This is a genomic window from Acidisoma cellulosilyticum (genome assembly GCF_020621385.1).
GTDB classification, from domain to species: Bacteria; Pseudomonadota; Alphaproteobacteria; order Acetobacterales; family Acetobacteraceae; genus Acidisoma; species Acidisoma cellulosilyticum.
The window spans coordinates 737098-762358 of sequence record NZ_JAESVA010000003.1 but is presented as its reverse complement, the minus strand read 5'-3'; the positions used below and the strand labels follow the sequence as shown (position 1 = coordinate 762358).

Genomic DNA, 25261 nt, shown 5'->3' with positions numbered 1-25261 from the left:
ATGCGCGCGACGTCGGTCGCATCTTCCGCGTGGCCGGCGCGCTCGAATACGGCATCGTCGGGATCAACGAAGGCATCATCAGCACCGAAGTCGCCCCCTTCGGCGGTGTGAAATCCTCCGGCCTCGGCCGCGAGGGCAGCAAATACGGTATCGAGGACTATATCGAAATCAAATACATCGCCCTCGGCGGTCTCGGCAGCTAAGGCTGTCAAATTCCCTCAGAAGATTCGTCATCCGCGCACTTGTTGCGCGGACCTACCCGCCGCGGCGCCACATCGGCGTCTGGGCGCCGGAATGGGTAGACCCGCGGCACGAGGCCGCGGGCGACAGGATCGGGGTGAGTCGCGCCAGATGTAGCAGCACCCAATGATCGGATTTTTATGGGCAAAATCCGAGACCCGGAATACAAACGCTCGGCAGTGACAAGGACCCCGCCACAGAAGCGGGGCCGGGGAGGTAGACAATGCCGGACAACGCGCAAACGCGCTCTTCTATCAATCGTTTCACGGACAATCAGCGTTGGGCGCGTCTCATCCCCATCGCGATGATCGTCTACATCATCTCCTTCATGGACCGGACCAATATCTCCTATGCCTTTGCCGGCATCGGGCATGAATTCCAAGTCGGTAAGGCGCAGCAAGGGTTCGCCGGCGGCATCTTCTTCCTCGGCTATATGCTATTCCAGATTCCGGGCGGCTGGCTGGCGGAACATTGGTCGGCCCGCAAATTCGTCGCCATCATGATCGTCTGCTGGGGCGCGATGGCCTTTCTTTGCGGCTTCGTCCACAGCTTCGACCAGCTCGTCATCGTCCGCTTCTTTCTCGGCGTCGCCGAGGGCGGCATCTGGCCCGCCGTGCTGGTGTTGATCAGCCATTGGTTCCCGGTGCAGGAACGCGCCCGCGCCTATGCGTTCTGGATGGCCAATCTCGCCATCTCCTCGATCATCACGCAGCCGCTCTCGGGCTGGATCGTCTCCGTCTCCGACTGGCGGACCTTGTTCATGATCGAGGGCCTGCTGCCCTTCATCATCGCCCTGCCGCTCTGGCTGATCTTCATCCGGGACCGGCCGCGCGAGGCGCCTTGGTGCACACCCCGTGAGCGCGACTATATCGAAAGCTCCATCGCGCAGGACCGCCTGCACGAGCCATTGCCCGGCCCCTTCCGGGATATCTTCACCAATGGCACGATCTGGAAACTCGTCGGCGTCTATTTCCTCATCCAGGTCGGCTTCTACGGTCTCAATATGTGGCTGCCGACTTTGTTGAAGTCATTGACGAAGCAAGGCTTCGGCACGGTCGGGCTGATCGCGGCCCTGCCCTATCTGACCGCCATCGTCTTCCTGTTCCTGAACGGCTGGGCGGCCGACCGCAACCGCCGGTACAGCCGGCATGTCTTCTACGCGACCGCGACGGCCGCCATCGCCCTGGTCATTTCCGTCTTCGTCGCCAAAACCAGCGTCGTGCTGTCGATCGTCTTCATCTGCCTCGCGATCGGCGGCGCGCTTGCCTATGACGGCCCCTTCTGGGCGGCGGCATCCCGGGTTCTGCCGGTCGCCTTGGCGGGGGGTGCGCTCGGCTTCATCAACGCCCTCGGCAATCTCGGCGGCTATTTCGGCCCCTTCCTGGGCGGCTATCTGCAGGACCGCACCGGCAGCTTCACGGCCACCGCCATGCTCTTCGCGGGCGCGCTGCTGCTCTCGGGTCTGCTGGTGCTGACGATAAGGTTGCGGGAGAGGCCGGCGGCCAAGGTCGAACCCGGGCTAACCCCCGGACTGCCACCCGGAGGCCGCATTAGCTAGCCCGAGACTGCGAAAGGCCAATATCGCGGCGCCGAGCAAGGCGCCGCGACTGCCAAGCTCAGACCTGACGATCGGCGGCGCCGCGCGCCAGGCCAGCCGCTGCTGTAGCGCCACCCGCAGGGGGGCCAGCAAAACCTCATCCGCTTCGGCCAAGCCACCGCCGATGACGATCACCGCCGGGTCCAGCAGCAGCGTGACGGTGACGAGGCTGATGGCCAGCGCCTGCACCGCCTCATTCCAAATCTTCGCGGCCAACGGGTCACTGTCCAGCCGCATCGCGATATCGGCCGCCGTCAGCGCCTGCTTGCCACCGGCCGCGCGATACCGCCGCGCGATGGAGGCGGCCGAGGCATAGGCTTCCAGACAGCCGAACTGTCCGCAGGCGCAGGCCTCCCCACCCGGATAGACGGGAATATGACCAAGCTCGCAGGCCATCTGGGCCGCGCCGGAAATGGCCTGTCCGCCGGTGACGAGCGCGGCCGCGATCCCGGTCCCGATCATCACCATCGCGGAATCGGCAAAGCCCTTCGCCGCGCCCAATTGCGCTTCGGCCAGACCCGCCGTGCGCACATCATGGCCCGGCAGAACTGGCAGGCCGAGGCTGGCGGTCAGCCGCGGGCCGATGGGAAAATCCCGCCAGCTGAGGTTGGAGGAAAACATGACATGCCCGGTCCGCTCATCCATGCCGGGCGAAATCAACCCGCAGGCAGCGGGCTTCAGTCCCTGCGCCGCCGCTTGCGCCATCATGCCGATGACGAAACGCTCCAGAATCGCGAAAGCATCCTCGCCCTGCGCGCCTTCGGTGGCGATGCTGCCGGCGATCAGCGTGCGGCCGGTCTCATCGATGACAGCACCTTTGAAGCTGGTGCCGCCGACATCGATGCCGAGAACAACCTGATCGGTCATGCCGGGTTGCGGGCAGCCCGGATGAAAGCCGCAATCTCCTCGGTGGAGGTGACAAGCCGGCCGAACGCGTCCGGTCGCATGGCGCGCAGATGGACTTCCGGCACGCCCGTCCGCTCCAGCAGCGCGCGGACATTGCCGGCACGCACGCTGCCGCCGGCGATGACGGCGACGCGGCCAGCCGCCTGCGCCACCAGCGCGGCCAGAACCTCGGCGCCGGCTTCCGCCGTCGGCTTGCCGCCCGAGGTCAGAACCGAGCGGATGCCAAGGCCGAGCAGGGTTTCCAGCGCGGCCTTCAAATCCCGCGTCACGTCGAAAGCCTTGTGGAAGGTCATCGGCGTGCCGCCGCAGGCGGATTTCAGACGCGCCATGGCCCGCGCATCGACCACATTGGCGGCGGTCAGCGCACCGCAGACGAAGCCGATATTCACGCTCGGCGCCTTGGGCAGATCGCGGATCGCCGCGATATCGGCCAGCATCACCTCCACCTCCTCCGAGGAGAAGACGAAATTGCCGCTGCGCGGGCGGATCATGATGCGCACGCCGATGCGCCGAACGCGATTGAGCACCGCCTGAGCAAGCCCGAAACTCGGCGTCAGCCCGCCTTCCGACAGCGCGCTGCACAGCTCGATACGGTCTGCGCCCTCGGCCTCGGCCGCCAAGGCACCCGCCAGATCATCGACGCAGATTTCCACGACAGGCGGCCGCAATCCGCCTGCAAAGCCTGAGCCGCTCATTTTATGGAGCCTGCCGTTAATCCACCGACCACTTTACCCTCGATCAACGCAAACAGAATGATGACGGGGATAGTCGCAATGACCGAGCCTGCAAAGAGGTGGCTCCAATCGACCTGGTACTGGCCGATATAGTTGTTTAGCGCGACGGTCAGCGGCTGGGCGGCTTGCGAGGTCGTCAGCGTCAGGGCGACGATGAACTCGTTCCAGGCGCTGATGAAGGTGAAGATCAGCGCGGTGACGATGCCCGGCAGCGCCAGCGGCAAGGTGATGCGGAACAGCACGCCCAATCGGGTCGATCCGTCGATGGCGGCGGCCTCCTCCAACTCCACCGGAATGCCGGTCACATAGGCATTCAGGATCCAGACGGCGAAGGCCATGTTGAAACCGGCATTGACCAGAATCAGCGCATAGACGCTGTCCAGCATCTGGAAGTCGAGGAATTCGCGGTACAGGCCCACCAGCATGGCAGTCGGCTGGAACATCTGGGTGATCAGCACCAGCAGCATGAAGGCGTTGCGGCCCCGGAAGCGATGGCGCGCGGTGTAATAGGCCGCCGGAATCGCGACCAGCAGCACCAGGATCGTCGCACCGCCCGCGACCTCCAGGCTGACCCGCAGGTTATGGCCGAAGCCGGTGCCCCAGATATCGATGAAACTATGCCAGTTGAAATGCGTCGGCAGATAGTCGCGGTCCAGTAGCTGATTGGACGGCCGCAGCGCCGCGATGATCATTTCCACATAAGGCAGCAGGAAGATGATCGCCGCCAGATAGGCGAGACCCATGAAAATCAGGGTGCGAACGGGGAAGCCGCGCGAGGCGGCGCTTGTGGCGGCCATGTCAGATATCCTCCCGCCGTTTCGCCGTCGCCCGCAGATAGAGCAGCACCACGATCATCACGAGCCCGAAGTTCAGCACCGACATGGCTGCGGATTCGCCGATATAGCTCTGCTTGAGCTGATACATGAAGGTCGTCGTCGTGCTGGTCTGGTGGCCCGGCCCGCCCCGCGTCATTTCCCAGATGATGGGGAAGGAATTGAAGACGTTGATGACGTTGATCAGCAGCGCGACCACGAAGGCGGGGCGCAGCAGCGGCAAAGTGATGGTGCGATAGGTGCGCCAGGCGCCGGCCCCGTCCACGCGCGCCGCCTCGTAGATATCGGTCGGGATGCCTTGAAGCCCGGCCAGCAGCGCATAAGTCGCGAAAGGGATCGAGACGAAGACCGCGACCACCATCATCCAGGCGAAGGCGGTGCCGGGACTGCCCAGCCAATCCGACGCATCGCTGTTGAAGCGGTTGAGATAGCCGATATCGTGCAGGAAGACGTTGATGACGCCGTTATTCGGGTCAAGCGCCCAGCGGAAGACGATCGACGTCATCATCACGGATGCGGCCCAGGGCGCGATCAACGCCCAGCGGGCGACGCGCCGTCCGGGGAATTTCTGGTTGAACAGCTGCGCCATGGCCAGCGAGATCAGCATCGTGGCAGCGACCACGACGATGACCCAGATCACGGTCCGGATCAGGATGCCGCCAAGGTCGGGCTCCTGCCAAAGGTAATGGAAGTTCCGCCAGCCGGCCGAGCCCAGGATGAAGCCATCCGGGCTGATATGCTGGAAGGCCGTGCGGATCATGATGATGACAGGCCAGAGCACGACGACGGCAATCAATGCCATCGCCGGCCCGACCCAGAGCAAAGGCGCGAAGCTGGAAGCCCGCAAGCGGCTGGCCGACACGCTTCTTATTCGCCCTTCTCGGCGGTCGCCTGCAGGCTATCCAGCACACTCTTCGGGTCCGGCCCGATGGCCGTGCCGATCTGTTGCTGGATCTGCGTCTTCACCTGCGCCCAGACGGTATCGCTCGGATATTGAACGGCCTTGGGCAGGGCGGCCATGAAGGGTGCCAGCGCGGGATCGAGCTTTGAGAAGGCGGCCGCCCCCGAGACCGTGCCCGGCAGCAGGTTGTATTCTTCCGAGAAGGCGATCTGGTACTGATCGGCCAGCGCGAAATCGACGAACTTCTTGATCGCTTCCTGCTTGGACCCATCGGTCTTGAAGGCGGCCATGAAGTCGCAGACGCCCAGCGTGCTGTCCAGCGGGCCGGCCTTGCCGGTGATCGGCGCGGTGCCCCAATCGGCGTCCGTCAGCGCGCCGGCCGTCTTGATGATCGGCAGCAGCGTCGTGATGCCATTGACCATGCCGATCTGACCCTGGGCGAACTGCTCCAGAATGGCAGCGCGGTTCTTGGTGCCGGGATTGGGCTCGGTATCGCCGGCCTTGACCAGCTTGGTCATGAATTCCAGCGTCTCGACATTCTGCGGGCTATTGATGGCCCATTTGCCATCCGCCGTCTGATAGCCGCCGCCATTGCCCAGCAGCCAAAGCAAGGTCTCGGCCTGAGCTTCCTCTGGCCCCAGCGGCATGCCGTAGCCGATATGGCCCTTGGCCGTGATCTTGCCGGCATCCGTCATCAGCTCGTCCCAGGTCTTGGGCGCCGCCGCGATGCCGGCCTCGGCGAACAGCTTCTTGTTATAGAACAAGGTGCGCGAGCTGGTGGTGAAGGGCATGCCGTATTGCGCGCCTTCGTAGCTACCGAGCTTAGTGAAGGCCGGCATCAGGTTCGACGGATCGGTCATCACGTCGCTGACCTTGTACAGCAGGCCTTCCTGCGCGTAGTTGGAGAAGTAATCGCCCTCGGTAATGTCCGGATATTGGCGGTTCTGCACCATCGTCTGGATCTTGGTATCGAAATCATTCCAGTTGACGGTCTGCACCTTCACCGTGATCGACGGATTGGCGGCGTGGAAGTCATCGGCGATCTTCTGCCAATAGATCTGGCTGCTATCCTTGGGGCCGGTGCCGTAATCGGCGGCGACCAGGGTCAGCACCGTATCCGCATGGGCCGGCGCGGCCGCAAACAGGCCAAGGGTCAGGGCGAGTGCCGCGGAGATTCCGCCGGCAAGGAAGGTACGACCGGTGACGCGCATTGGGGGCCTTCTCCTGGTTTTTCTCTGGCGGGCCGAACTCTAAGCGCGGCTCCGCGCGGTTGTATAGCTTGGTCGGTTTTGATTTTACATTTGCCCTGACCTGGGCCTCCGTCCGAAGGCCTAGAGCAGTCCCGGCCAGATGGGTTAATCTGGCTGGGGGAAGATGCTCGCAAAACCAATAATCTAGTGTCTGTCAGCTTTTAATAGATAATTCGTCATCCGCGCACTCGTTGCGCGGACCTACCCGCCGCGGCGCCTGGACGGCCGCTTGCCTGCACGCGGGGGTAGATGCGCGGAACAAGTCCGCGCAGGACAGATTTTGGGGCATTTCCAACTAAACCTGACGGACTCCAGCGCGGAATCCGTGAGCCTAGGCAAAAAGGAAAAGCTCCAGGCCAAAACGATCCTTGGCTTGTTGATGCCTCAGCTTCCCTTGAGGGCGGTCTGCTGGATCGTCGTCAGGACGGGCTTAGGATCAGGGCCGATGGCCGTGCCGATGATTTGCTGGATCTGCGTCTTCACCTGCGCCCAGACCGGGTCATTCGGGTATTGCACCGCGTTCGGCAGTGCCTTCACGAAGGGCGCCAGCGTCGCGTCGGTCTTGGCGAGTGCGACGGCGGCCGAGGTCGTGCCCGGCAGTTCCAGATACATATGCACGAAATCGAGCTGGTATTTGTCCTGGAAGGCAAAATCGAGGAACTTCTTGATCGCTTCCTTCTTGGTGCCGTCGGTCTTGAAGGCCGCCACGAAGTCGCAGACGCCCAGCGTCTTGTCGATCGGACCGGTGCGGCCGGCGATGGCGGCGGTGCCGAGATCGCCGGGCTTGAGGACATTGGCGGCAGTGATCATCGGCAGCAGCGCCACTTCGCCGTTCAACATGCCGATCTGGCCTTGGGCGAATTCATTGAACAGGTCGGTGCGGTTCTTGGTGCCGGGATTGGGCTCGGTATCGCCCGCTTTCACCAGCTGGGTCATGAATTGCAGCGTCTGGACATTCTGGTCGCTGTCGATCACCCATTTGCCGTCCGCCGACTGATAGGCGCCGCCATTGCCCAGGAACCACAGCAGCGTCTCGGCCTGCGCTTCCTCGGGGCCCAGCGGCAAGCCGAAACCGATCTTGCCCTTGGCTTCGATCTTGGCCGCGTCCGTCTGGATCTCTTCCCAGGTCTTGGGCGGGTTGGTGATGCCGGCCTCGGCAAAGATCGCCTTGTTATAGAACAGCGCGCGGGCGCTGGTCGTGAAGGGCAGGCCGTATTGCACGCCGCTATAGCTGCCCAGTTCCTTGAAGACCGGCATCAGGTTCGACGGATCGGTGAAGACGTCGCTGACCTTGTACAGCAGGCCTTCCTGCGCGTAGTTCGAGAAATAATCGCCCTCGGTAATGTCCGGATATTGGCGGTTCTGCACCATCGTCTGGATCTTGGTATCGAAATCATTCCAGTTGACGGTCTGCACCTTCACCGTGATCGACGGATTGGCCGCATGGAAGTCGTCCGCAATCCTCTGCCAATAGATCTGGCTCGTATCCTTGGGACCGGTGCCGTAATCGGCAACGACAAGATTGAGCGTGGTGGCAGACGCCGCCGTCGTGAAAACGCCAAGGGCCGCAGCCGCGACGATGCCGGCAACTGCGAGTGAACGATAGGCGATGCGCATGAAAAACCCTTGTGTTGCAGATGGCTGGCGGAAACCGGGGCGGAGTGTAGGCGCGCTCCGCCACGCTTGTATAGCTGCCATGCAACGATTTTTTACGCGCGCCGTCTCCGGCTCCGCCGTCAATGTTGTTGCGTGATCGACTGATACAGTTTCGTAACGCCTGCGGTGATGCCGCCGTCGACCGGCAGAATGACGCCGGTGATGTGAGAGGCATCGTCGGACACCAGAAAAGCGACGGCCGCCGCGACGTCGGCGGGAACGGCAACCTTGCCCAGCGGGTACCAGGCTGTCAGCTCATCGAAGACCTGCGGATTGCCGGCCAGCCTGTCGTCCCAGGCCTTTGTCCTGACGGTACCAGGCGCCACCGCATTCACGCGGACACCACGATCACCGAATTCGACCGCCAGCACGCGCGTCAGATGCATCAAGCCGGCCTTGGCAGCGCTATAGGCCGGATGGCCGTACATGCCGAGACCGTTGACCGAGCCCATATTGACGATCGATCCACCTTGCCTGAGCAAATGATCCTGAAACGCACTAATGCACAGATAAGCGCTATCGAGATTGAGGGTGATATCCTGCCGCCAGGTCGCGTAATTCGTCAGCCGCATATTGGCGCCGAAAGCGCGCCCCGCATTATTGATCAGCGCGCGTACATCGCCGATCGCGAGCGCCTTTTGCGCCGCCGCATTCACCGCCGCCTCATCCGTCACGTCGAGCGCCATGGCATGGGCCGCACCACCGGCAGCGGTGATGGAAGCCGCCCGCGCCTCGGCCCGCGCCCCGTCGATATCGGCACAGATGACGCCCCAGCCGCGTTTGGCCAGAAGATCGGCCGTGGCACCGCCGATATCGCCCCCGGCACCGGTGATGAAGGCCCAGCGTTCAACGCCCATGCGCCGCTCCCAATCTTGAAGTCTATTACACTCGTCGGGCGCACCATGGCCGAGGCCGGCCTGTCCGTATAGGCTCGATGCCTGAGGAGATTTGCTATGGCTCAGGACCTTGTGATTAGGAGTGCGCGCATCATCGATGGCACCGGCGCGCCCTGGTTTCGCGCCGATCTGCGTGTCTCGGCCGGGCGGATCGCTGCCATCGGGCCTGGCCTGCCGACTGACGGCGCCACCGTGCTGGACGGCATCGACCGCTACCTCGCGCCCGGCTTCATCGACGCCCATTGCCATGACGACCTCGCTTTTCTGCGCGAACGCACGCGGCCGGAGAAGGCGCGCCAGGGCGTCACCTCCATCGTCGTCGGCAATTGCAGTTTTTCGCTTTATCCCGCCCCGCCGCATGCGGCGGACCTGCTTCGCGGCCATTTTTCCGGCCTTTTGGGGGAGACCGCGCGGGACGAAGTCTTCGCCGATTTCGAAGGCTACAAGGCGGCTCTGGAAGATCCCGGCATCGCGCTGAACCTCGTCTCCCTCGTCGGCCATGCGGCCCTGCGCCTGGCGGTGATGGGCTATGAGAAGCGCGCGGCAACGCCCGCCGAAATCCGCGCCATGCAGGCGCTGCTGGCGCCGCAGATCCGCGCCGGGGCGGCCGGCCTGTCCCTCGGCCTCGTCTATCCGCCCAGCGCCTTCGCCGAGCCGGCGGAACTGGTCGCGCTGGCCGAAACCGTGCGGGACGAAGGCGGCATCCTCGCCGCCCATGTGCGGAGTTACGAGGCGCATCTGCTCGGCTCGATCGAGGAATTCATCGCGGTGCTGACGGAAGCCCGCGTGCCCGGCCTGCTGTCCCATCTGCAATCCGCCGGGCGGCCGAACTGGGGGCAGATCCCGGCCGCACTCGCGCGGCTGGAACAGGCCCGGGCGGCGGGCGTCGATATCAGCTTCGACATGTATCCCTATCCCGCCGGCAGCAGCTACATGCTGCAGCTTCTGCCGCCCGCCGCCCAGGAAGGCGGCCTTCCGGCCCTGCTCGCCCGTTTGGCGGACCCGGCGCAAAGGGCCGCGCTGCAACACTGGGTCGAGACCGGCAGCGACGACGTGCATATCCAGTCCAAGATATCGCTGATCGGCTGGGGCAATGTGCTGATCTCGGGCGTCGGCAACCCCGCTTTGAAAAGCCTCGAAGGCAGCCGGATGGATGCGGCCGCCGCCAAGCTCGGGATCGCCCCTTTCGACCTTCTCGCCCGTTTCGTGGCGGAGGATGACGGCCAGACCGCCATCGTCATGTTTCAGCTGAGCGAGGATGATCTGCAGGCCGCCTGCTGTCACCGGCTGCATATGGTGGGCTCGGACGGTCTGCCCCGCCCCGGCACCAAGCCGCATCCCCGCGCCTTCGGCACCTTTCCGCGCGTCATCGGGCCGTTGCGGCGCGACCGCGGTTGGTTCACGCTGGAAGACGCGGTGCGCCGCATGACGGCGATCCCGGCACAGCGGTTCAGTCTCGGGCAGCGCGGTCTGCTGCGTCCCGGCATGATCGCCGATATGGTATTGTTCGAGGACGCCGTCACCGATCATGCGAGTTTCGAGGAGCCGGTGCAGGCGCCCTCCGGCATTTCCGATGTCTGGGTCGCGGGTCAGGCGGTGGTCGCGGCAGGCCAGATCACGGGTCGGCTTCCCGGCAAGGTTTTAGGACGAGGATAGGAACGGATAGATGCGTCAGGCTCTGATGATCGACGGTGCCGCCAAAGCAGGCGGCCATTATTCCCATGCTGTGGTCGCCAACGGCTTCGTCTTCGTCTCGGGCCAAGGCCCGGTCGATCCCAAGACGGGCGTGATGCCGGATGATTTCGCCGGTCAAGTGCGGCAGACGCTGACCAATCTGCAGACCATCCTGACGGGCGCGGGCAGCAGCCTGGACGATGTCGTGAAGATCAATTGCTATCTCAGCGACGTCACCCGCTTCAGTGAGTGGAACACGATCTACACCGAATTCTTCCCGGCCGCGCCCCCGGCCCGCACCACGGTCGGCTGTCAGCTCAACGGCATTCAGGTCGAGGTCGATTGCATCGCGGTGCAGTCGCATGAGTGATCTGGCATCGCTCGACACGCCGGTTCCCGTCATCGACCTCGATATCGTCGAGCGGAATCTGGTGCGGATGCAGAATTACGCCAATGCCCATGGCATCGCGCTGCGCCCGCATATCAAGACCCATAAGCTGCCGGCCTTCGCCAAGCGCGCTGTGGAACTTGGCGCCGTCGGCATCACCTGCCAGAAACTGGGTGAGGCTGAGGTCATGGCGGCGGCAGGGCTGGATGACATCCTTATCTCCTATCCGCTGGTCGGCGCGGCAAAGGCGCGGCGCCTGGTCGCATTGACGGCGCTTGCGACGATGCGCGTCGCCATCGACAATCCCGTCGCACTCGCCACGCTGGCCCAGGCCGCCCGCGATGCAAAGGCGCCGATCGGCGTGCTGGTGGAATTCGACAGCGGTCAGAAGCGCACCGGCGTCGTCTCGGTCGCCGAAGCCTTGACCCTTATCGCGCAGGTGAAGGAAACACCGGGCCTGCGCTTCGACGGGTTGATGACCTATCGCAGCACGCCGGCGACCGCCTCCTTCATCCAGGCGGTCAAGGATGCGGGCGTCGACCTGCCCATCGTCTCCGGCGGCGGCACACCGGGCTGGGATCATACACATGAAGTCGCGGGCCTGACCGAAATGCGGGTCGGCACCTATATCTATAACGACCGCATGATGGTCGAGGCCGGCGCGGCGACATTGGATGATTGCGCGCTCCACGTTTTCGCCACCGTCATCAGCAGGCCTGAGGAGAATCGCGCCGTCATCGATTGCGGTTCCAAAACGCTCTCCAGCGACCCCATGCCCGGCGGCAAGATCCCCGGTTTCGGATTGATCCTGGATTATCCGGATGCGATCATCGAGCGCTTGACCGAGGAACACGGCATGGTCGACCTCAGCCAATGCGAAGACAAGCCCAAGATCGGCGACCGCCTGCAGATCCTGCCCAATCATGTCTGTGTTGTAACAAATCTGCACAATGATGTGGTGGTCAGCAGGGGCGGTCTGGTAGAAGGGGTCTGGCCGGTAGCCGCCAGGGGTCTGACAAGATGAATTTGGCGCGATGAGCGAATTGGCAGACAAAACTGACAAGGACGTACCCCGCGCGCTTCACGACATGGGCGGGGTCTCCCGCTATATGTGCGAGGCGATCGATACCGAACCGCATGAGCTGACGGATTTCGACCGTGAGGTCGATGCCGTCCGCCAGCTTCTCGGCGCGAAATCCGTCATGTCTGTCGATGAGTTGCGGCGCGGCATCGAAGCCCTGCCGGAGGCCGATTACCTCCGCCTCGGCTATTATCAACGCTGGCTGCTGTCGATCACCGCGACCTTGCTGCAGAAGGGCGTCTTCACGCAGGCCGAACTGGCCCAGGCGATGAAGGATACCGCATGATGAAGGCGGGGCAGCGCGTGCTTGTGCGCAATGACTGGCCGGAGACGCGCGGCCCCTGCCATATCCGCACACCGCATTATCTGCGCGGGGCCACCGGTACCGTGCTGCGTCATCTGGGTGATTTCCCCAATCCCGAGGATCTCGCCTTCGGCCGCCACGCAAAACATCTCGCCCTCTATCATGTCAGTTTTGATGCCTCATCTCTGTGGGGCGACCGCAAGCCGCAGGCGGAGATTCTGGTGGAACTTTACGAATCCTGGCTGGAGCCGGTGTGATGGAGACCACGCTCGTCGATCATGACCGGCTGCTGTCGGCGCTGCGCGCCCTGCTGACCGCCAAGGGCATCACGACGCCGGCCGAAATCGCCGAGCGGATCAGGATCACCGATACCGCGACGCCGGCGCGCGGTGCGGCGATGGTCGCCAAAGCCTGGATCGATCCGGAATTTCGTACCCTCATGCTGACGGACGGCGCCCGTGCGGCCGAAAGCCTGGGCATCCCCATGCGCGGCATGCCGCCGCTCGGCGTGTTGGAGAATACGCCGAAGCAGCATCACCTCGTCGTCTGCACGCTGTGCAGTTGCTATCCGCGCGCCGTGCTCGGCTATCCGCCCTTCTGGTTCAAATCAAACAGCTATCGCAGCCGCGCCGTGCGCGACCCCCGTGGCTTGCTCGCCGAATGGGGCACGGTTCTGGGCGATGATGTGTCGCTCCGCGTCGTCGATAGCACGGCGGACTATCGCTGGATGGTGCTGCCCATGCGCCCGTCCGGCACCCGCGGCTGGTCGGAAAGCGCGCTCGCTGCTCTGGTGCGCGAAGGCGATATGATCGGCGTTACCACGCCCCAAATCCCGTCAGGTACTCCCGCCCGCACGGAGTGAAAAACCGACATCGACCGTCGCCGCGCCGCTCTGCTGGCCAAGAATGCGGGCGAGCAGCTTGGTCGCGGCAATCTGGCCGATCCGCTGGCGGGGGGAGACGATGGTCGTCAGCGCCGGCTGCATCAGCGCGCCAAGGTTGAGACCATTGAACCCCGCGATCGCGATCCGCTTCGGTACGGCAATGCCTTCACGCTGCGCGCGCAGAATGGCGCCGATGGCCAGATCGTCATTGGCGAAAAAGATCGCGTCCAGAGACTTGTCCAGATCCAGCGCGCGCATCAGCGCGTCCCCGCCCAATTCAGCGCTCGACATCTCATCATGGCTGAAAGGCGGCCGGCAGGGCAGATCATGTCGCTTCAGGCAGCGTTCCAGCCCCTTGAAGCGCTGCATGGCGCGGTAGTCGACCTTCATCCGGCAACCGATGAAGGCGATGTTGCGATAGCCGCGGGCGACAAGATGCTCCCCCATGCTGTCGCCGGCCTTGTAGTGCGACAGGCCGACATTCATGTCGATCGGCTTCGTGCCGTATTCCATCACCTCCACCACCGGCCGGTGCCAGGTTTTCAGCATGGCGCGCGTCCGATCGGTATGGCGCAGGCCGGCAATGATCATCCCGGCCGGGGACCAGCCCAGCAGCGTATTCGCCAGCGCCTGTTCCCGCTCCAGGTCGAATTGCGTATCGCCCAGCAGCAGCTGATAGCCGGCGGCGTTCAGCACATCCTGCGCGCCCTGGATGACCTCCAGAAAGACGATATTGGAGAGCGATGGGACAATGATCGGCACGACACGGCTTTTGGCCGAGGCCAAGGCCCCGGCAACGCGATTGGGCACATAGCCCAGCGCGTCGATCGCCTCCGTCACCTTGTCCCGCAACGTCTCGGACACCGCATCGGGCGTGTTGATGACACGAGAGACGGTGATGGGCGAAACGCCGGCGCGTTCCGCCACATGTTTCAGGGTGATCGTGCTCGGCGGCACCGATTTGGCGGCCATACGGGCGGGCGTCTTAGGCATGCGACGTCATCGTCAATAGGTTGCCCGTCCGCCGGAAACATCGAAGACAGCGCCGGTGCTGAAGGACGCCTCGCGGCTCGCCAGCCAGCAGATCAGCGAGACGGCCTCCTCGATCTCGCCAAAACGGCCCAGCGGTATCTTGGACAGCATGAAGTCGATATGGGTCTGCAACATCTGATCGAAAATCGCGGTGCGGATCGCGGCCGGGGTGACGCAATTGACCCGAATTTCGGTCTTCGCCAACTCCTTGCCGAGCGATTTCGTCAAGCCGATGACAGCCGCCTTCGACGCGCTATAGGCGGAGGCATTCGGGTTGCCTTCCTTGCCGGCGATGGAGGCGATGTTGACGATACGCCCGTAACCACCGGCCTGCATGAAAGGGATCACGGCCTTGTTGCAGTAGAACAGGCCATTGAGGTTGACGTCGATGACGCGTTTCCACTCATCCACCGGATAGTCGGCCAGGGGCGTATTGGGTCCGGTGATCCCGGCGCTGCAGACCAGCATATCGATCCGCCCCAAGGCAGCGGCGGTCGACTGGGCCGCCTGCGCGACCGCTTCGGGGTTCGCGATATCGAGGGCGACGACATGATCGGCGCCGATCTCGGCGGCCGCCGCCTCAAGCCGCGCCGCGTCACGATCCCACAGGCTGACCCGCCCGCCCTCGCGCTTGATACGCGCGGCGATAGCCAGACCGATGCCGGCAGCCCCGCCCGTCACCACACCCACCTGATCGTCGAACCGTCCCGGCACTGCGATTTCGCTCATCCGATCTCTCTCCCTGAACGGCCGATCGGTCGATTGCCGCGATCCGCGCTGTCATTTTGTTTTATTGAGACAAGAGCTTGTCTCATCCCTGTATAGATCAAGCGCCGCAAGGCGCAAACCTGGCGTCTAAGGCGGCAGGATATGGGCAACCCGCGCCAAAGGCGCATCGGTCTCCGCTGGCTCATCGCCGAGGGACCTGTCCAGAAAGGCGAGAGAGGCAGGCCAGGCGACGGCACGCGCCGCATTATTGGCAATAGCGGCGCCGCCCAGGCTGCCAAGATCCGCGAAATCAGGATTATGGGGGGAGGCCGGCATGACCGGCGGCCCGAAGACCGCATGTCCTGCTTTCGGAAAGGCAAACACCGCGACCGGATGGGGGAATTGCGCGGCCTTCAACTGCGCGGCCGCCATGGCAACCATCGGGCAGGACGGCCAGACGACATCCCGCCCGCCGCAAATCATCATGATCGGGCCGTTGATACGCGATAGTTTCATGATGGCGTCGCGGTGTCTTGGCAGGCTGTTCAGCCCCATCGCATAGCGATCGAAGGTGTCGCCGGTTTCGCCACGCTGATAAGGCAAATCCGGCAACGCGCGACCTTGCCATGAAAAACTGGATTCCGGCTTGACCATGCCCCAGGTGCCGAGGCCCTGCCAGACGATGCCGGACGGCACGGCCGCCACCACGGCACGAACCGCCGGGTCATGCGACGCGATCAGCAGCGCTGCCTCCCCGCCGACCGAGGTGCCGAGGATCGCGATCCGTGTCGGATCGATACCCGGCTGCGCCTGCAACCATCGGATCGCCTGCATGAAATATTCGACCGGAATCAGCTGCAGCGTCTCCGGCAGACGGCCGGTGCCGAAATAGGCCAGTTGCAGCGACGCCATGCCGTGCTGCGCGATCAACCTGGCTTCCTGCGTCACGGCTGGGTTCAGCCCGCCTTCGGACCCGCCGAGCACGAGGACGGCCGGCATCGGCGTCTCGCTTTCAGTCGGGCGGAAGAAATTGCCGACCATGCCATCCGCCGTGACGGGCGTTTCAGTGACAGGCCGCTCATCCGCGCAGGCCGAAACCGCCGGCAACATCAGGCCGATGACACAAAGGGCAAGCAGGCGTTTCATCATGACAGGCTCTTAACGGCCGTTTTTATGATGGCAACCTGCACCAACGGGTCGATCCACGCAATAAACCTATCGGACGGGCAAAGGCCATTTGCAGCAGCGCGGCGGAACCGCGGCCTGGACGAGGGACGCCTGGCTTTGTTGTATTGTCTCGCTCATGCGGATCCGCCGAAGGCAGGTGGTTCTTTTTTATAAAAAAGAACCAAAAAATTTTCGATCATTCACGCCTTGTCCCGGCACCGCTGTCAGGCTTCCGCCTTGCCCTGCGCGTCCAGCGCGGCGAAATCCTCGTCGCTGAGATGGATCGAAGCGCCGGCCACATTCTCGGCCAGATGCGCCGTGCTGCCGGTGCCCGGGATCGGCAGCATCACCGGTGAGCGTTTCAGCACCCAGGCCAGCGCCACCTGGCTTGGACCCGTGCCGAGTTTTTCCGCGATTTTGGTGAGAACCGAGCCTGGCTTGGCAAGGCTGCCGGAGGCCAGCGGCGCCCAGGGAATGAAGCCGATACCCTTGGCCTCGCAGTAATCCAGCACAGCCTCGCTTTTGCGGTTCACGAGGTTGTACTGATTTTGCACGGTGACGACCGGGAAATGCTTCTGCGCGGCCTCGATCTGCTCGACCGAAACCTCGCTCAGGCCGACATGACGGATCAGCCCCTCCTTCTGCATGGCCTCGATAACGCCGAACTGCTCCTCCGCCGGTACTTTCGGATCGACCCGATGCAACTGCCACAGATCGATCCGCTCCAGCTTCAGGCGGCGCAGGCTCATCAACACGCATTGGCGCAGGTATTCCGGCCGCCCGACCGGCATCCAGATATCGGGACCATGCCGGGTCAACCCACCCTTGGTGGCGATGGTCATGCCCTTATACGGCGCCAGCACCTCGGCGATCAGATCCTCGCTGACGTAAGGGCCGTAGCTATCGGCGGTATCGATGAAATCGATGCCGAGGTCGCTGAGCATCGCCAGCGTGCGTTTCGCCTCGGGGATATCGGCCGGCTGATCCCAGATGCCGCGGCCGGTGATGCGCATAGCTCCGAAACCGAGGCGGGTGACGGTCAGATCGCCGCCGATCGTGAAATCACCCGCGTCGCGGGCATTGGCCGCTGCCATTTTTTCTCTCCGTGTCTGACGTACCGCTGGAAGATGGGGATGATAGCAGCCGCCGTGAAGCCTATCTCAAGCGAAGCTTGTCCTGACCGGCGTCTGCCCCGCAAATGTCACGCTCACGCCGGCACCGGCCGGCGCGGGCAGGCAACCGGTCCAGGACCCGCAGGTGACGATCTGCCCGGCCTTCAGACCACCGGCCCAGACCGTCCCGACATCGGCCAGCCAAGCAATCAGGCGGATCATATCGCCGCCCGGATTGCCCTTACCCAGCTTCGGCGCCTCGCCCTCGACATCCTGCGTCACGGTGAGATTGGGAAAATCGATAGCCTGCCAGCCTTCGATCGCGTCACCCACGATCAGCGCGCCATTGCCGGTGCTGTCGGCGAGCTTCACCGGGTTTGTGGCCGTCGCGTAATCGCGGATGCGCCATTGCACGATTTCGATGACGGAGTGGCAGCTGCCGATCGCCGCGATCACCTCGGCACGGGAATAGGGCGCGTCACGCGGCGGCAGGTCGGCGGCCAGCATGAAAGCGATTTCGGCCTCGACCAGGCGATCCGAAAAGCGCGCGTCCAGCGCCGTGCCGGACGGCAGAATGCCCGCCGCTGGCAGCGGCGCGCAGGAGGGCGGCGCATCCGGGCCGGGCGCGCCGACCTTCCAACCGCCGATCTCACCCAGGACGGAGGTCACCTCGACCTGAACGGCATAGCCTTCCGCCTCGGTCATCGGCCTCTCCGCCGGACTTAGGTCTATGGCTTCGCTTTTTGCCCTTGCGGCCAGTAACCGCTCCGCCAGGGCCTTGCTCTCATCTGTCATACTGCACCGCAACAAAAGTTTATAAACATTAACTTAGCAGTTTCAAAGGCTTGAGGAAGCCTTCGCAAGTAGATCATCAATTCCGCAACTTTGGAATTGCAATTCATGGTTAGAATAAGGCACCAGGGCGCAATTGAGGCAAAATTGTGTTGGAGCTGCCATGTTCTGGCCCCGATTTGGACGAGCCTTCCGGCAAATAGCGATCCTAGGCGCCCTGGTGATCTTACCGAGTGTCGGCGCCGTCGCGCAGACCCTCGGCTATGGATCGCCGGCCCAAGTCACCATTGATGCCGTCAAGGTCTTCAAAGTGACGTCGGCAGATAACAGCAAGGCCCTGGCCATGCTGGCCGCCCTGTCGGCCGAGGCCGGCATTCCCTTCATAGCCAAGCCTGACGCGCAGCCGGTGATGGTCGCGGTCTCCCTCGCACATCCGCAGGACGTGACCGATCCGGCGCTTTGCATCCGCGCGGGTGTCAGCGTGAACCCGGCCGTCATGTCCGGCCCGCCGATGACCCTGGAACACGGCCTGGTCGGCTGTCCCACGGATACCGCCGGCATTCCCGTGGTTCTGGTACAGGACCCGGCGCTGGCGCCGCCGCCGACCAGCCGTGCAGGGCAATATGATGTCGATGTCACGCTGCACTACCGCCTGATGGAACGGGATCGCGTCAAACTGATCGCCAGCCTGACCGAGCAAGGTCTTGCCTACACCATGGACAGTGCGATCAGCGGCAATAATTTCCTTGCCGCTTTGACGATGGATTTTTGACCACACGATTTATGTTGCATCGACGCGAAAGCCGGTGACAAATTGCTTTTAGTCGAAACCAACTGAAAGGAGGTGATCCAGTGTCTCATTGTGTGATGCCGCAGGGTGTTATGACCTGGATGATCGCCGCCGGAGTTTCCGCGGCCGTCTAATTCCTCGTCCGGCCCCCTCAAGCGGCCGTCAACAATGCTGAAGACCCAGGATGCGCGCGCGTCCTGGGTCTTTTTCTTGAGCAATCATCCAGGTGCTTGTCGGGGCAGCGGTAATTCTCAAAGAGCCTGTTCGATAATGCGCTTCTCGCCGCCGTAGTAGCATTTCCGGACAGGCTCTAGAGTTTGTCTGATTTTAATAGATAATTTGTCATCCGCGCACTTGTTGCGCGGGCTACGCGCCCCGGACCTACCCGCCGCGGCGCCCAGCCGGCCGATTGCTTGCTGCGTCGGGTAGATGCGCGGGTCGGGGTGCGGCCGGCCAGGCCCGCGCACGACAGATTTTTTGGCGTTTCCACCTAAACCTGACGGACTCTAGGCCACCCATCCGAAATGCGGAAAAGCCCAGCCCAGTTCCTGCAGGATCAGCGCATTCATCGCGGGGCTAAGGGTCGACCGCCAATCGCCGACGACGCCTTTCCTGAGAAAGGAACCGTCGGCGCTGTCACCCGCCTGCCTGCCGCCGGTCATCTTGTCGAAACGCGTTGCCTCCAGACAGGCTGCAACGATTTCATCCGTCGCGTCCAATCCGAGAAAGCGAAAAATCGCCGCCATCGGTGGCACCGGATCCTGGTGCAACCGCTCATAAGTCACGATCCGGCAGGATGCCGGGTCGGTCTGGCCAAGGTGAAGCGTCACCTTCATCCCATGATTGATCGATGGCAAAGCCATCCGAATGAAATCGAATTTTGCTTCATCATCCGACTTTTTCTTCTTCTGAAAGAAATGCCAGGCGGAGGTCAACAGATCGCGCGGGTCGCGGATGATCGCAATCAACTTCGCCCGCGGGAAAAGCTGCTTGAGCTCGGGAAAGGCGAAGACGTTTTCGGGTGTCTTCTCGCCATAGGCGAGGCAATCCTTGCCCTCCGCCTGCTGATGCAGGGCGAGCAGCATCGCGGTCGCTGCCAGAAAGCGGCTGTCGCCCGCGCCCGGCAAGGGATAGCCCTTGGTGTGGCTGAAAACTTCCCTGTTCTTGTTCTCCAGGGATTGGCGCCGCTTCGCCATGCTGTCGTCGAAAAGCGGAAAAAAATCCTTGGCGAACAGCCCCTCGCCGCGACAGGAGGCCTGCGGATGCTGGTCGATGATCTGCTGTAGCCAGGTCGTGCCGGATCGCGGCGCACCGCCGACGAAAAAGATCTGCCGCTCGGCCAAGGCCCGCAATTGCGCGTTAAGCTGAAACCAGTCTGTCATGGAAATCCGCCCGGTCGTCACAAGAACGTGACTTTGCCCTAACAACGTCGCTCTGGCTACCGACCAGTCTGGGCAGGCCAGGGCCCAGCGCGTTGACCGGTATCGGCCGCAATCCTATCCTGACGGGGATGATGAATATCGGTGAAGCGGCAGCGGCATCGGGCGTGTCGGCCAAGATGATCCGCTATTATGAGAAAGTGACCCTCATCGCCCCGGCCGGCCGTTCGGCTGCCGGCTATCGGCGCTATGGGGAGATGGACGTGCAGACGCTGCGCTTCCTCAAACGCGCCCGCAACCTGGGTTTTTCCGTGCAACAGATGCGAGACCTGCTGGCGCTGTGGCGGGATGAAAGCCGGTCCAAGCCCGAAGTGCAGAGGCTGGCCTTGTCCCACGCCGCCGCGCTGGAGGCCAAAGCCCGCGAGATCGCGGAGATGAGCGCGGCACTCCGCTCCCTCGCCCATGCCTGCGAAACAAGCGACCGGCCGGGTTGCCCCATCATAGAGGAATTGGCGGACCCGTCAGCTTTTATACCCAGCGAAGCGCTGGCCTGATTTCGCCACAAACCCTGCATCGCCCAGCCTTACGCTTGCCATGCTGCATTGCGATACCACGTCCAGGCGGATGGTCTGACCGCGAAAGGATTGCCAGTGCTGGGTCGAGAATTGCTGCGTCGGGATTTGGGTCGGGTTGGCCTGGGCGTCACCGGTGTCGCCCTGCTGTCTGCCCTGGGCGTCAAGCCGGGGCGCGCCGCGTCTGCGCCACATACGGCGCCCGCGCCCGGTCCTTTCGACGGTTCCTCCGTCCGGCAGCTGGCGCAGAAGATGGCGACCGAACCCTATCAGGCGCCGAATACCTCATTGCCCAGCGCCATCGCGCATATGAATTACGATGATTTCCGCGCCGTCACCTATCGGCCGGATCAGGCGCTGTGGAAGGCCGACAATCTACCCTTCCAGGTCCAGTTCTTTCCGCGCGGCTTTCTGTACCCCGCCAAGGTCGACATGTTCGAGGTGGTGGACGGCAAGGCCGCGCCCGTCCCCTACAGCCCGGATATCTTCACCTATGACAATCCCAAGCTGAAGGTGCCGGATATGCTGGGCTATTCCGGCCTGCGCATCCTCACCCCCATCAATACGCCCAATGTCTTCGACGAATTCTGCGTCTTTCTGGGCGCCAGCTACTTCCGCGCCGTCGCCAAGGGTCAGGTCTACGGCCTGTCCGCGCGCGGGCTGGCCATCGGCACCGGCGACCCGAAGGGCGAGGAATTCGCCCGTTTCAGCGCCTTCTGGCTGGAAAAGCCGACGGCGGGTCAAAACTCCCTCGTCGTCCATGCCCTGCTCGACAGCCAAAGCGTCACGGGCGCGTTCAAATTCACCATCACGCCAGGTGCGGAAACCGTTTTCGATGTCGAAAGCAGTATTTTTCCCCGTGTGGATATCACCGAGCCCGGCATCGCGACGCTCACCGGCATGTTCTATTTCGATGCCAATAATCGTAACAAAGTGAATGACTGGCGGCCGGCGGCCCATGATTCCGAGGGGCTGTCTATGTGGACCGGTTCGGGCACGCAGATCTGGCGGCCCTTGAATGACCCGACAGCCCTGCAATTCAGCGCCTTTTCGGATGCCAATCCGCATGGTTTCGGCCTGATGCAGCGCAAGCGCAGCTTCTTCGATTACCAGGACGTCGCGTTGCAGTATGAGAAGCGGCCCAGCCTGTGGATCGAGCCGATCGGCGATTGGGGCCAAGGTGCCGTTGATTTGGTCGAAATCCCCAGCCCGAATGAGGTCAACGACAATATCGTCAGCTTCTGGCGGCCCAAGGACAAGCTGTCGGCCAAGGGCGAATACAGCTTCACCTACCGCATGCATTGGGGCTGGGATAATCCGCAACCGACGAAACTCGGCCGCATCGTCGATACGCGCATCGGCAATTCCGACGATCACCAGGGGCTGGAAATCGTTCTCGATATTGTCGGCGACGCGGTAAAAACCTTGGCCCCGGACGCGAAGCCGCATGCGCAGGTTTCGACCAGCGCCGGCAAGATCGACGCTGTGGTGGTCGAGCCCAACCTGGCAACGGGCGGCTATCGCATCATGTTCACGCTCAATGCCGGTGACGCCAAGCTGGCCGAACTCAGCTGCATCCTGATGAACGATCAAACGCCGCTCTCCGAAACCTGGCTCTATCGCTGGACACCGTGACGATGACCCAGCCCCGCTTCCTGCCCGCGGAAGCGCCGCTGGCGATGCCGGTGCAGTCCCTGCATCAGGCGCCGCCTCATAGCGGCCGCCCGACCACAGCGCCGCGCGGGCTCTTTCTCCGTCGCCTCTTCGTCATCGGCGGCGCCGTCATCATGACCGCCGGCGGTGGCGCCGAGATGTACAGGGTCTTCAACGGCAATGGGCCAAGCGTCCTCGGTATCCTCATCCTCGTTCTATTCGTCGTGCTGTTCGCCTGGATCGCGCTCTCCTTCATGAGCGCGGTCGGCGGATTTTGCGCGAGCCTCGCGGGCGGCGGTCTCGGGCTCGGCATCGCTAAAACCGGGCCGCTACCCGCACTCCGCGACCGCACGGCGCTGCTGATGCCGACCTATAACGAGGAACCGGCGCGGGTCATGGCCGGGCTGAAGGCGATCCACGGCTCGCTCACGGCCACCGGCCAAAGCGAGCATTTCGACATCTTCATCCTCAGCGACACCACGGACCCCGATGTCTGGATCGCGGAGGAAGCCGCCTTCCTCGCCTTTCGGGCGGAGATCGGGCCTGCCGCCCCGCGCCTGTTCTACCGGCGGCGGGCCAGGAATACCGATCGCAAGGCCGGCAATATCGCGGAATGGGTGCGGCGCTTCGGTGGCGCCTATCCGCAGATGCTGACGCTCGACGCCGATAGCCTGATGGAGGGTGAGACCGTCTTGCGCATGGCCGCCGCCATGGAAGCCCATCCCGGTGTCGGCCTCATCCAGACGCTGCCGGTCATCGCGGGCGGCACATCGCTCTTTGCCCGCATGCAGCAATTCGCCGGGCGCGTTTACGGTCCGGTCATCGCCCAGGGCATCGCCTGGTGGCATGGGTCGGAAGGCAATTACTGGGGCCATAACGCCGTCATCCGCACCCAGGCTTTCGCGGAGCAGGCCGGATTGCCGCACCTCAAGGGACGCAAACCCTTCGGCGGGGCTATTCTGAGCCATGACTTTGTCGAGGCCGCGCTGATGCGGCGCGGCGGCTGGGCCATCCATATGGTCCCGGCCTTGGGCGGCAGTTACGAGGAAAGCCCGCCGTCGCTGACCGATGTCGCCATCCGCGACCGCCGATGGGCGCAGGGCAATCTGCAACATGCGGGCGTGCTGCCGACGCGCGGCCTGCATTGGGTCAGCCGGCTGCATCTGCTGATGGGCATCGGCAGCTATATCACCTCGCCGCTCTGGCTCTGCTTCCTGCTCGTCGGCGTGCTGGTCTCGCTGCAATCCCGCTTCGTGCAGCCGCAATATTTCGGCGCCACCAAGTCGCTGTTTCCGCGCTGGCCGCAGGTCGATCCGGTGCTCGCGAAATGGGTCTTCATCGGCACCATGGCCGTGCTGCTGGCACCAAAGCTCTTTGCCTATATCCTGCTGCTGGTGAACGGGCCGATGCGCCGTGGCTCGGGCGGCGCTCTCCGCGCGCTTCTCAGCCTGCTGCTCGAAACGCTCATCGGCGGGTTGGTCGCCCCTGTCGCCATGCTGATCCAGACGGAAGGCGTGATGCAGATCCTGGCCGGGCGCGACAGCGGCTGGAACGCCCAGCGGCGGGACAGCGATGCCGCACCGCTGCGCCTGGTCTGGCGGCAATATTGGCGCTTCATGGCCTTCGGCATCGGGCTCGCCGTCATCGCCTATGCGGTTTCCCCGGCTTTGTTCCTCTGGATGACGCCGGTTCTGGTCGGCCTCGTGCTGGCCGTGCCGCTGGTCATGCTGACGGCCTCCAGCGGCGTGGGTTTGGCCCTCCAGCGCATGGGCCTTCTGAGCATCCCCGAGGAACGGCAGCCCAATGCCATATTGCGGAGCGCTGCCGGCCTGCGCGCGGCTGAGGCGCCGTCTGTTCCCGGCGCATCCATGCAGGGCGCCATCCGGCATCTATTGGGGGATGCGGCGCTGCTCGCTGCCCATCGCGCCATGCTGCCGCCGGCCCGCCGGCCGGGACAGGACCCGATCGACGTGCCGCTGCTGGTCGGCCTCACCAAAATCGCCGAGGCCGACACGCTGCAAAAGGCGATCGATCAATTGTCGAAACAGGAAACCGCCGCTGTCCTCGGCTCAGCCGATGGGCTGGACCGGTTGCAGGAACTGGCGACGGCTTTTGCGGTGCTCAGTCTAGGTGACGGCTAACGTCCATGGCTTTATGGAGAATGCGGACAACCTCGATGCCGGCGCCAACGAAGCGATAAAATAGAATGTGCGCCTCATAGGAGAAACGATAATACCCAACACGAATGTCCGGGCATGGATGTCCCATATGAGGATGCTCGCTAAGCAATTCCATGCGCTCACCAAGTCGGCGCAAGTAGATTTCAGCTTGGGTAAGTCCCCAGCGGTCGGAGGTGTGATTCCAGATGTCTTCGATATCGCTCTGAGCCTTTGGAGAAAGTCTCAGACGGCCTGTCATGCGGTCGAGGATCGACGATCCTGCTTCCGCGCAATGAATGCTTCAACGTCGAATTCCGTCGCTTGTCCGCTTTCCTCCCCCTCGGTCAAGGCTGCACGCAAAGCCGCCAATTTCGTTTCATGGTCTTCGAGAAGTCTTAGACCTGCGCGCATGACATCAGTCGCGCTTCCGTAACGCCCTTCAGTCACCTGACGTTCCACGAAACTGGTGAAGTGATCACCCAGGCTGACAGATGTAGTTCTGGCCATCGGCGGTTCTCCTCTAAGGCATTTGTACTAAAAATCAGTACATTTGC

27 protein-coding genes are annotated in these 25261 nt (G+C 63.2%); 12 read left to right on the top strand and 15 right to left on the bottom strand.

Annotated features, from left to right (window positions below; genetic code table 11):
• Together ACELLULO517_RS12360 and ACELLULO517_RS12355 are read left to right on the top strand one after the other, a co-directional pair.
• On the top strand, positions 1-203 hold a 203-nt coding region (locus ACELLULO517_RS12360; protein ID WP_227307665.1), incomplete at its 5' end, for an aldehyde dehydrogenase family protein.
• A gap of 260 nt (positions 204-463) precedes the next feature.
• Positions 464-1798, top strand: a complete 1335-nt coding sequence (locus ACELLULO517_RS12355; protein ID WP_227307664.1) for an MFS transporter — start codon at positions 464-466, stop codon at positions 1796-1798.
• Here ACELLULO517_RS12355 and ACELLULO517_RS12350 read toward each other — a convergent pair.
• From ACELLULO517_RS12350 to ACELLULO517_RS12320, 7 genes are all read right to left on the bottom strand, one after another.
• Positions 1760-2704 carry an ROK family protein gene (locus ACELLULO517_RS12350; RefSeq protein ID WP_227307663.1) on the bottom strand — a complete coding sequence of 315 codons (945 nt, stop codon included), beginning with the start codon at positions 2702-2704 and terminating at the stop codon, positions 1760-1762. The two genes, ACELLULO517_RS12355 and ACELLULO517_RS12350, sit on opposite strands and share 39 nt — an antisense overlap.
• Complete coding sequence (locus ACELLULO517_RS12345; RefSeq protein ID WP_227307662.1) at positions 2701-3438, bottom strand: copper homeostasis protein CutC; 738 nt, start codon at positions 3436-3438, stop codon at positions 2701-2703. The genes ACELLULO517_RS12350 and ACELLULO517_RS12345 overlap by 4 nt, the downstream gene beginning before the upstream one ends.
• Complete coding sequence (locus tag ACELLULO517_RS12340; RefSeq protein ID WP_227307661.1) at positions 3435-4274, bottom strand: carbohydrate ABC transporter permease; 840 nt, start codon at positions 4272-4274, stop codon at positions 3435-3437. The genes ACELLULO517_RS12345 and ACELLULO517_RS12340 overlap by 4 nt, the downstream gene beginning before the upstream one ends.
• Position 4275: 1 nt before the next feature.
• Positions 4276-5172, bottom strand: coding sequence for a carbohydrate ABC transporter permease (locus ACELLULO517_RS12335; protein ID WP_227307660.1), 897 nt, complete (start codon positions 5170-5172; stop codon positions 4276-4278).
• A gap of 5 nt (positions 5173-5177) precedes the next feature.
• A complete protein-coding gene (locus ACELLULO517_RS12330) occupies positions 5178-6422 on the bottom strand; it encodes an extracellular solute-binding protein (RefSeq protein ID WP_227307659.1) in 1245 nt (414 codons plus the stop codon).
• Positions 6423-6845: 423 nt separating this feature from the next.
• Positions 6846-8078: an extracellular solute-binding protein gene (locus ACELLULO517_RS12325; RefSeq protein ID WP_227307658.1), complete on the bottom strand. Its 1233-nt coding sequence runs from the start codon at positions 8076-8078 to the stop codon at positions 6846-6848.
• Positions 8079-8197: 119 nt separating this feature from the next.
• Positions 8198-8974, bottom strand: a complete 777-nt coding sequence (locus ACELLULO517_RS12320; protein ID WP_227307657.1) for an SDR family oxidoreductase — start codon at positions 8972-8974, stop codon at positions 8198-8200.
• Positions 8975-9070: 96 nt separating this feature from the next.
• On the opposite strand from ACELLULO517_RS12320, the gene ACELLULO517_RS12315 reads away from it, so the two are divergent.
• Genes ACELLULO517_RS12315 through ACELLULO517_RS12295 form a run of 6 tightly spaced genes read left to right on the top strand, consistent with a single transcriptional unit; the run spans position 9071 to position 13322 of the window.
• The gene (locus tag ACELLULO517_RS12315) at positions 9071-10669 is read left to right on the top strand and encodes an N-acyl-D-amino-acid deacylase family protein (RefSeq protein WP_227307656.1); all 1599 of its coding nucleotides are present in this window, start codon (positions 9071-9073) and stop codon (positions 10667-10669) included.
• Positions 10670-10679: 10 nt separating this feature from the next.
• Complete coding sequence (locus tag ACELLULO517_RS12310) at positions 10680-11057, top strand: RidA family protein (protein ID WP_227307655.1); 378 nt, start codon at positions 10680-10682, stop codon at positions 11055-11057.
• Positions 11050-12099 carry a D-TA family PLP-dependent enzyme gene (locus tag ACELLULO517_RS12305; protein WP_227307654.1) on the top strand — a complete coding sequence of 350 codons (1050 nt, stop codon included), beginning with the start codon at positions 11050-11052 and terminating at the stop codon, positions 12097-12099. Before ACELLULO517_RS12310 ends, ACELLULO517_RS12305 begins: the two co-directional genes overlap by 8 nt.
• A gap of 10 nt (positions 12100-12109) precedes the next feature.
• Positions 12110-12442, top strand: a complete 333-nt coding sequence (locus ACELLULO517_RS28635; protein WP_264481437.1) for a nitrile hydratase subunit beta — start codon at positions 12110-12112, stop codon at positions 12440-12442.
• Positions 12439-12717: a nitrile hydratase subunit beta gene (locus ACELLULO517_RS28630; RefSeq protein ID WP_264481436.1), complete on the top strand. Its 279-nt coding sequence runs from the start codon at positions 12439-12441 to the stop codon at positions 12715-12717. Before ACELLULO517_RS28635 ends, ACELLULO517_RS28630 begins: the two co-directional genes overlap by 4 nt.
• Positions 12717-13322: a nitrile hydratase subunit alpha gene (locus ACELLULO517_RS12295; RefSeq protein ID WP_227307653.1), complete on the top strand. Its 606-nt coding sequence runs from the start codon at positions 12717-12719 to the stop codon at positions 13320-13322. Before ACELLULO517_RS28630 ends, ACELLULO517_RS12295 begins: the two co-directional genes overlap by 1 nt.
• Here the strand turns inward: ACELLULO517_RS12295 and ACELLULO517_RS12290 are convergent.
• The 5 genes from ACELLULO517_RS12290 to ACELLULO517_RS12270 form a co-directional block, all read right to left on the bottom strand.
• Positions 13296-14336: a LacI family DNA-binding transcriptional regulator gene (locus ACELLULO517_RS12290; RefSeq protein WP_227307652.1), complete on the bottom strand. Its 1041-nt coding sequence runs from the start codon at positions 14334-14336 to the stop codon at positions 13296-13298. The two genes, ACELLULO517_RS12295 and ACELLULO517_RS12290, sit on opposite strands and share 27 nt — an antisense overlap.
• 12 nt (positions 14337-14348) lie before the next feature.
• A complete protein-coding gene (locus tag ACELLULO517_RS12285; RefSeq protein WP_227307651.1) occupies positions 14349-15104 on the bottom strand; it encodes an SDR family NAD(P)-dependent oxidoreductase in 756 nt (251 codons plus the stop codon).
• Between the two features lie 126 nt (positions 15105-15230).
• Positions 15231-16232 carry an alpha/beta hydrolase family protein gene (locus ACELLULO517_RS12280; RefSeq protein ID WP_227307650.1) on the bottom strand — a complete coding sequence of 334 codons (1002 nt, stop codon included), beginning with the start codon at positions 16230-16232 and terminating at the stop codon, positions 15231-15233.
• 242 nt (positions 16233-16474) lie between these two features.
• A complete protein-coding gene (locus tag ACELLULO517_RS12275) occupies positions 16475-17344 on the bottom strand; it encodes an aldo/keto reductase (RefSeq protein ID WP_227307649.1) in 870 nt (289 codons plus the stop codon).
• 66 nt (positions 17345-17410) lie between these two features.
• Positions 17411-18067, bottom strand: coding sequence for a 2-keto-4-pentenoate hydratase (locus ACELLULO517_RS12270; protein WP_227307648.1), 657 nt, complete (start codon positions 18065-18067; stop codon positions 17411-17413).
• A gap of 307 nt (positions 18068-18374) precedes the next feature.
• On the opposite strand from ACELLULO517_RS12270, the gene ACELLULO517_RS12265 reads away from it, so the two are divergent.
• Complete coding sequence (locus ACELLULO517_RS12265; protein ID WP_227307647.1) at positions 18375-18926, top strand: hypothetical protein; 552 nt, start codon at positions 18375-18377, stop codon at positions 18924-18926.
• A gap of 524 nt (positions 18927-19450) precedes the next feature.
• On the opposite strand, the gene ACELLULO517_RS12260 is transcribed toward ACELLULO517_RS12265, so the two are convergent.
• Positions 19451-20326 carry a sulfotransferase gene (locus ACELLULO517_RS12260; RefSeq protein ID WP_227307646.1) on the bottom strand — a complete coding sequence of 292 codons (876 nt, stop codon included), beginning with the start codon at positions 20324-20326 and terminating at the stop codon, positions 19451-19453.
• Positions 20327-20418: 92 nt separating this feature from the next.
• On the opposite strand from ACELLULO517_RS12260, the gene ACELLULO517_RS12255 reads away from it, so the two are divergent.
• The 3 genes from ACELLULO517_RS12255 (at position 20419) to mdoH (ending at position 24689) form a co-directional block, all read left to right on the top strand.
• Positions 20419-20877 (top strand): MerR family DNA-binding protein, encoded by a 459-nt coding sequence (locus tag ACELLULO517_RS12255; RefSeq protein ID WP_319796425.1) that lies wholly within the window; start codon positions 20419-20421, stop codon positions 20875-20877.
• 99 nt (positions 20878-20976) lie between these two features.
• Positions 20977-22530, top strand: a complete 1554-nt coding sequence (locus ACELLULO517_RS12250) for a glucan biosynthesis protein (RefSeq protein ID WP_227307699.1) — start codon at positions 20977-20979, stop codon at positions 22528-22530.
• Between the two features lie 2 nt (positions 22531-22532).
• Positions 22533-24689 carry a glucans biosynthesis glucosyltransferase MdoH gene (mdoH, locus tag ACELLULO517_RS12245; RefSeq protein WP_227307645.1) on the top strand — a complete coding sequence of 719 codons (2157 nt, stop codon included), beginning with the start codon at positions 22533-22535 and terminating at the stop codon, positions 24687-24689.
• On the opposite strand, the gene ACELLULO517_RS12240 is transcribed toward mdoH, so the two are convergent.
• Both ACELLULO517_RS12240 and ACELLULO517_RS12235 read right to left on the bottom strand, forming a co-directional pair.
• The gene (locus tag ACELLULO517_RS12240) at positions 24670-24966 is read right to left on the bottom strand and encodes a type II toxin-antitoxin system RelE/ParE family toxin (RefSeq protein ID WP_227307644.1); all 297 of its coding nucleotides are present in this window, start codon (positions 24964-24966) and stop codon (positions 24670-24672) included. The genes mdoH and ACELLULO517_RS12240 overlap by 20 nt on opposite strands.
• Positions 24963-25214, bottom strand: a complete 252-nt coding sequence (locus tag ACELLULO517_RS12235; RefSeq protein ID WP_227307643.1) for a type II toxin-antitoxin system ParD family antitoxin — start codon at positions 25212-25214, stop codon at positions 24963-24965. Before ACELLULO517_RS12235 ends, ACELLULO517_RS12240 begins: the two co-directional genes overlap by 4 nt.
• Positions 25215-25261 lie beyond the last annotated feature (47 nt).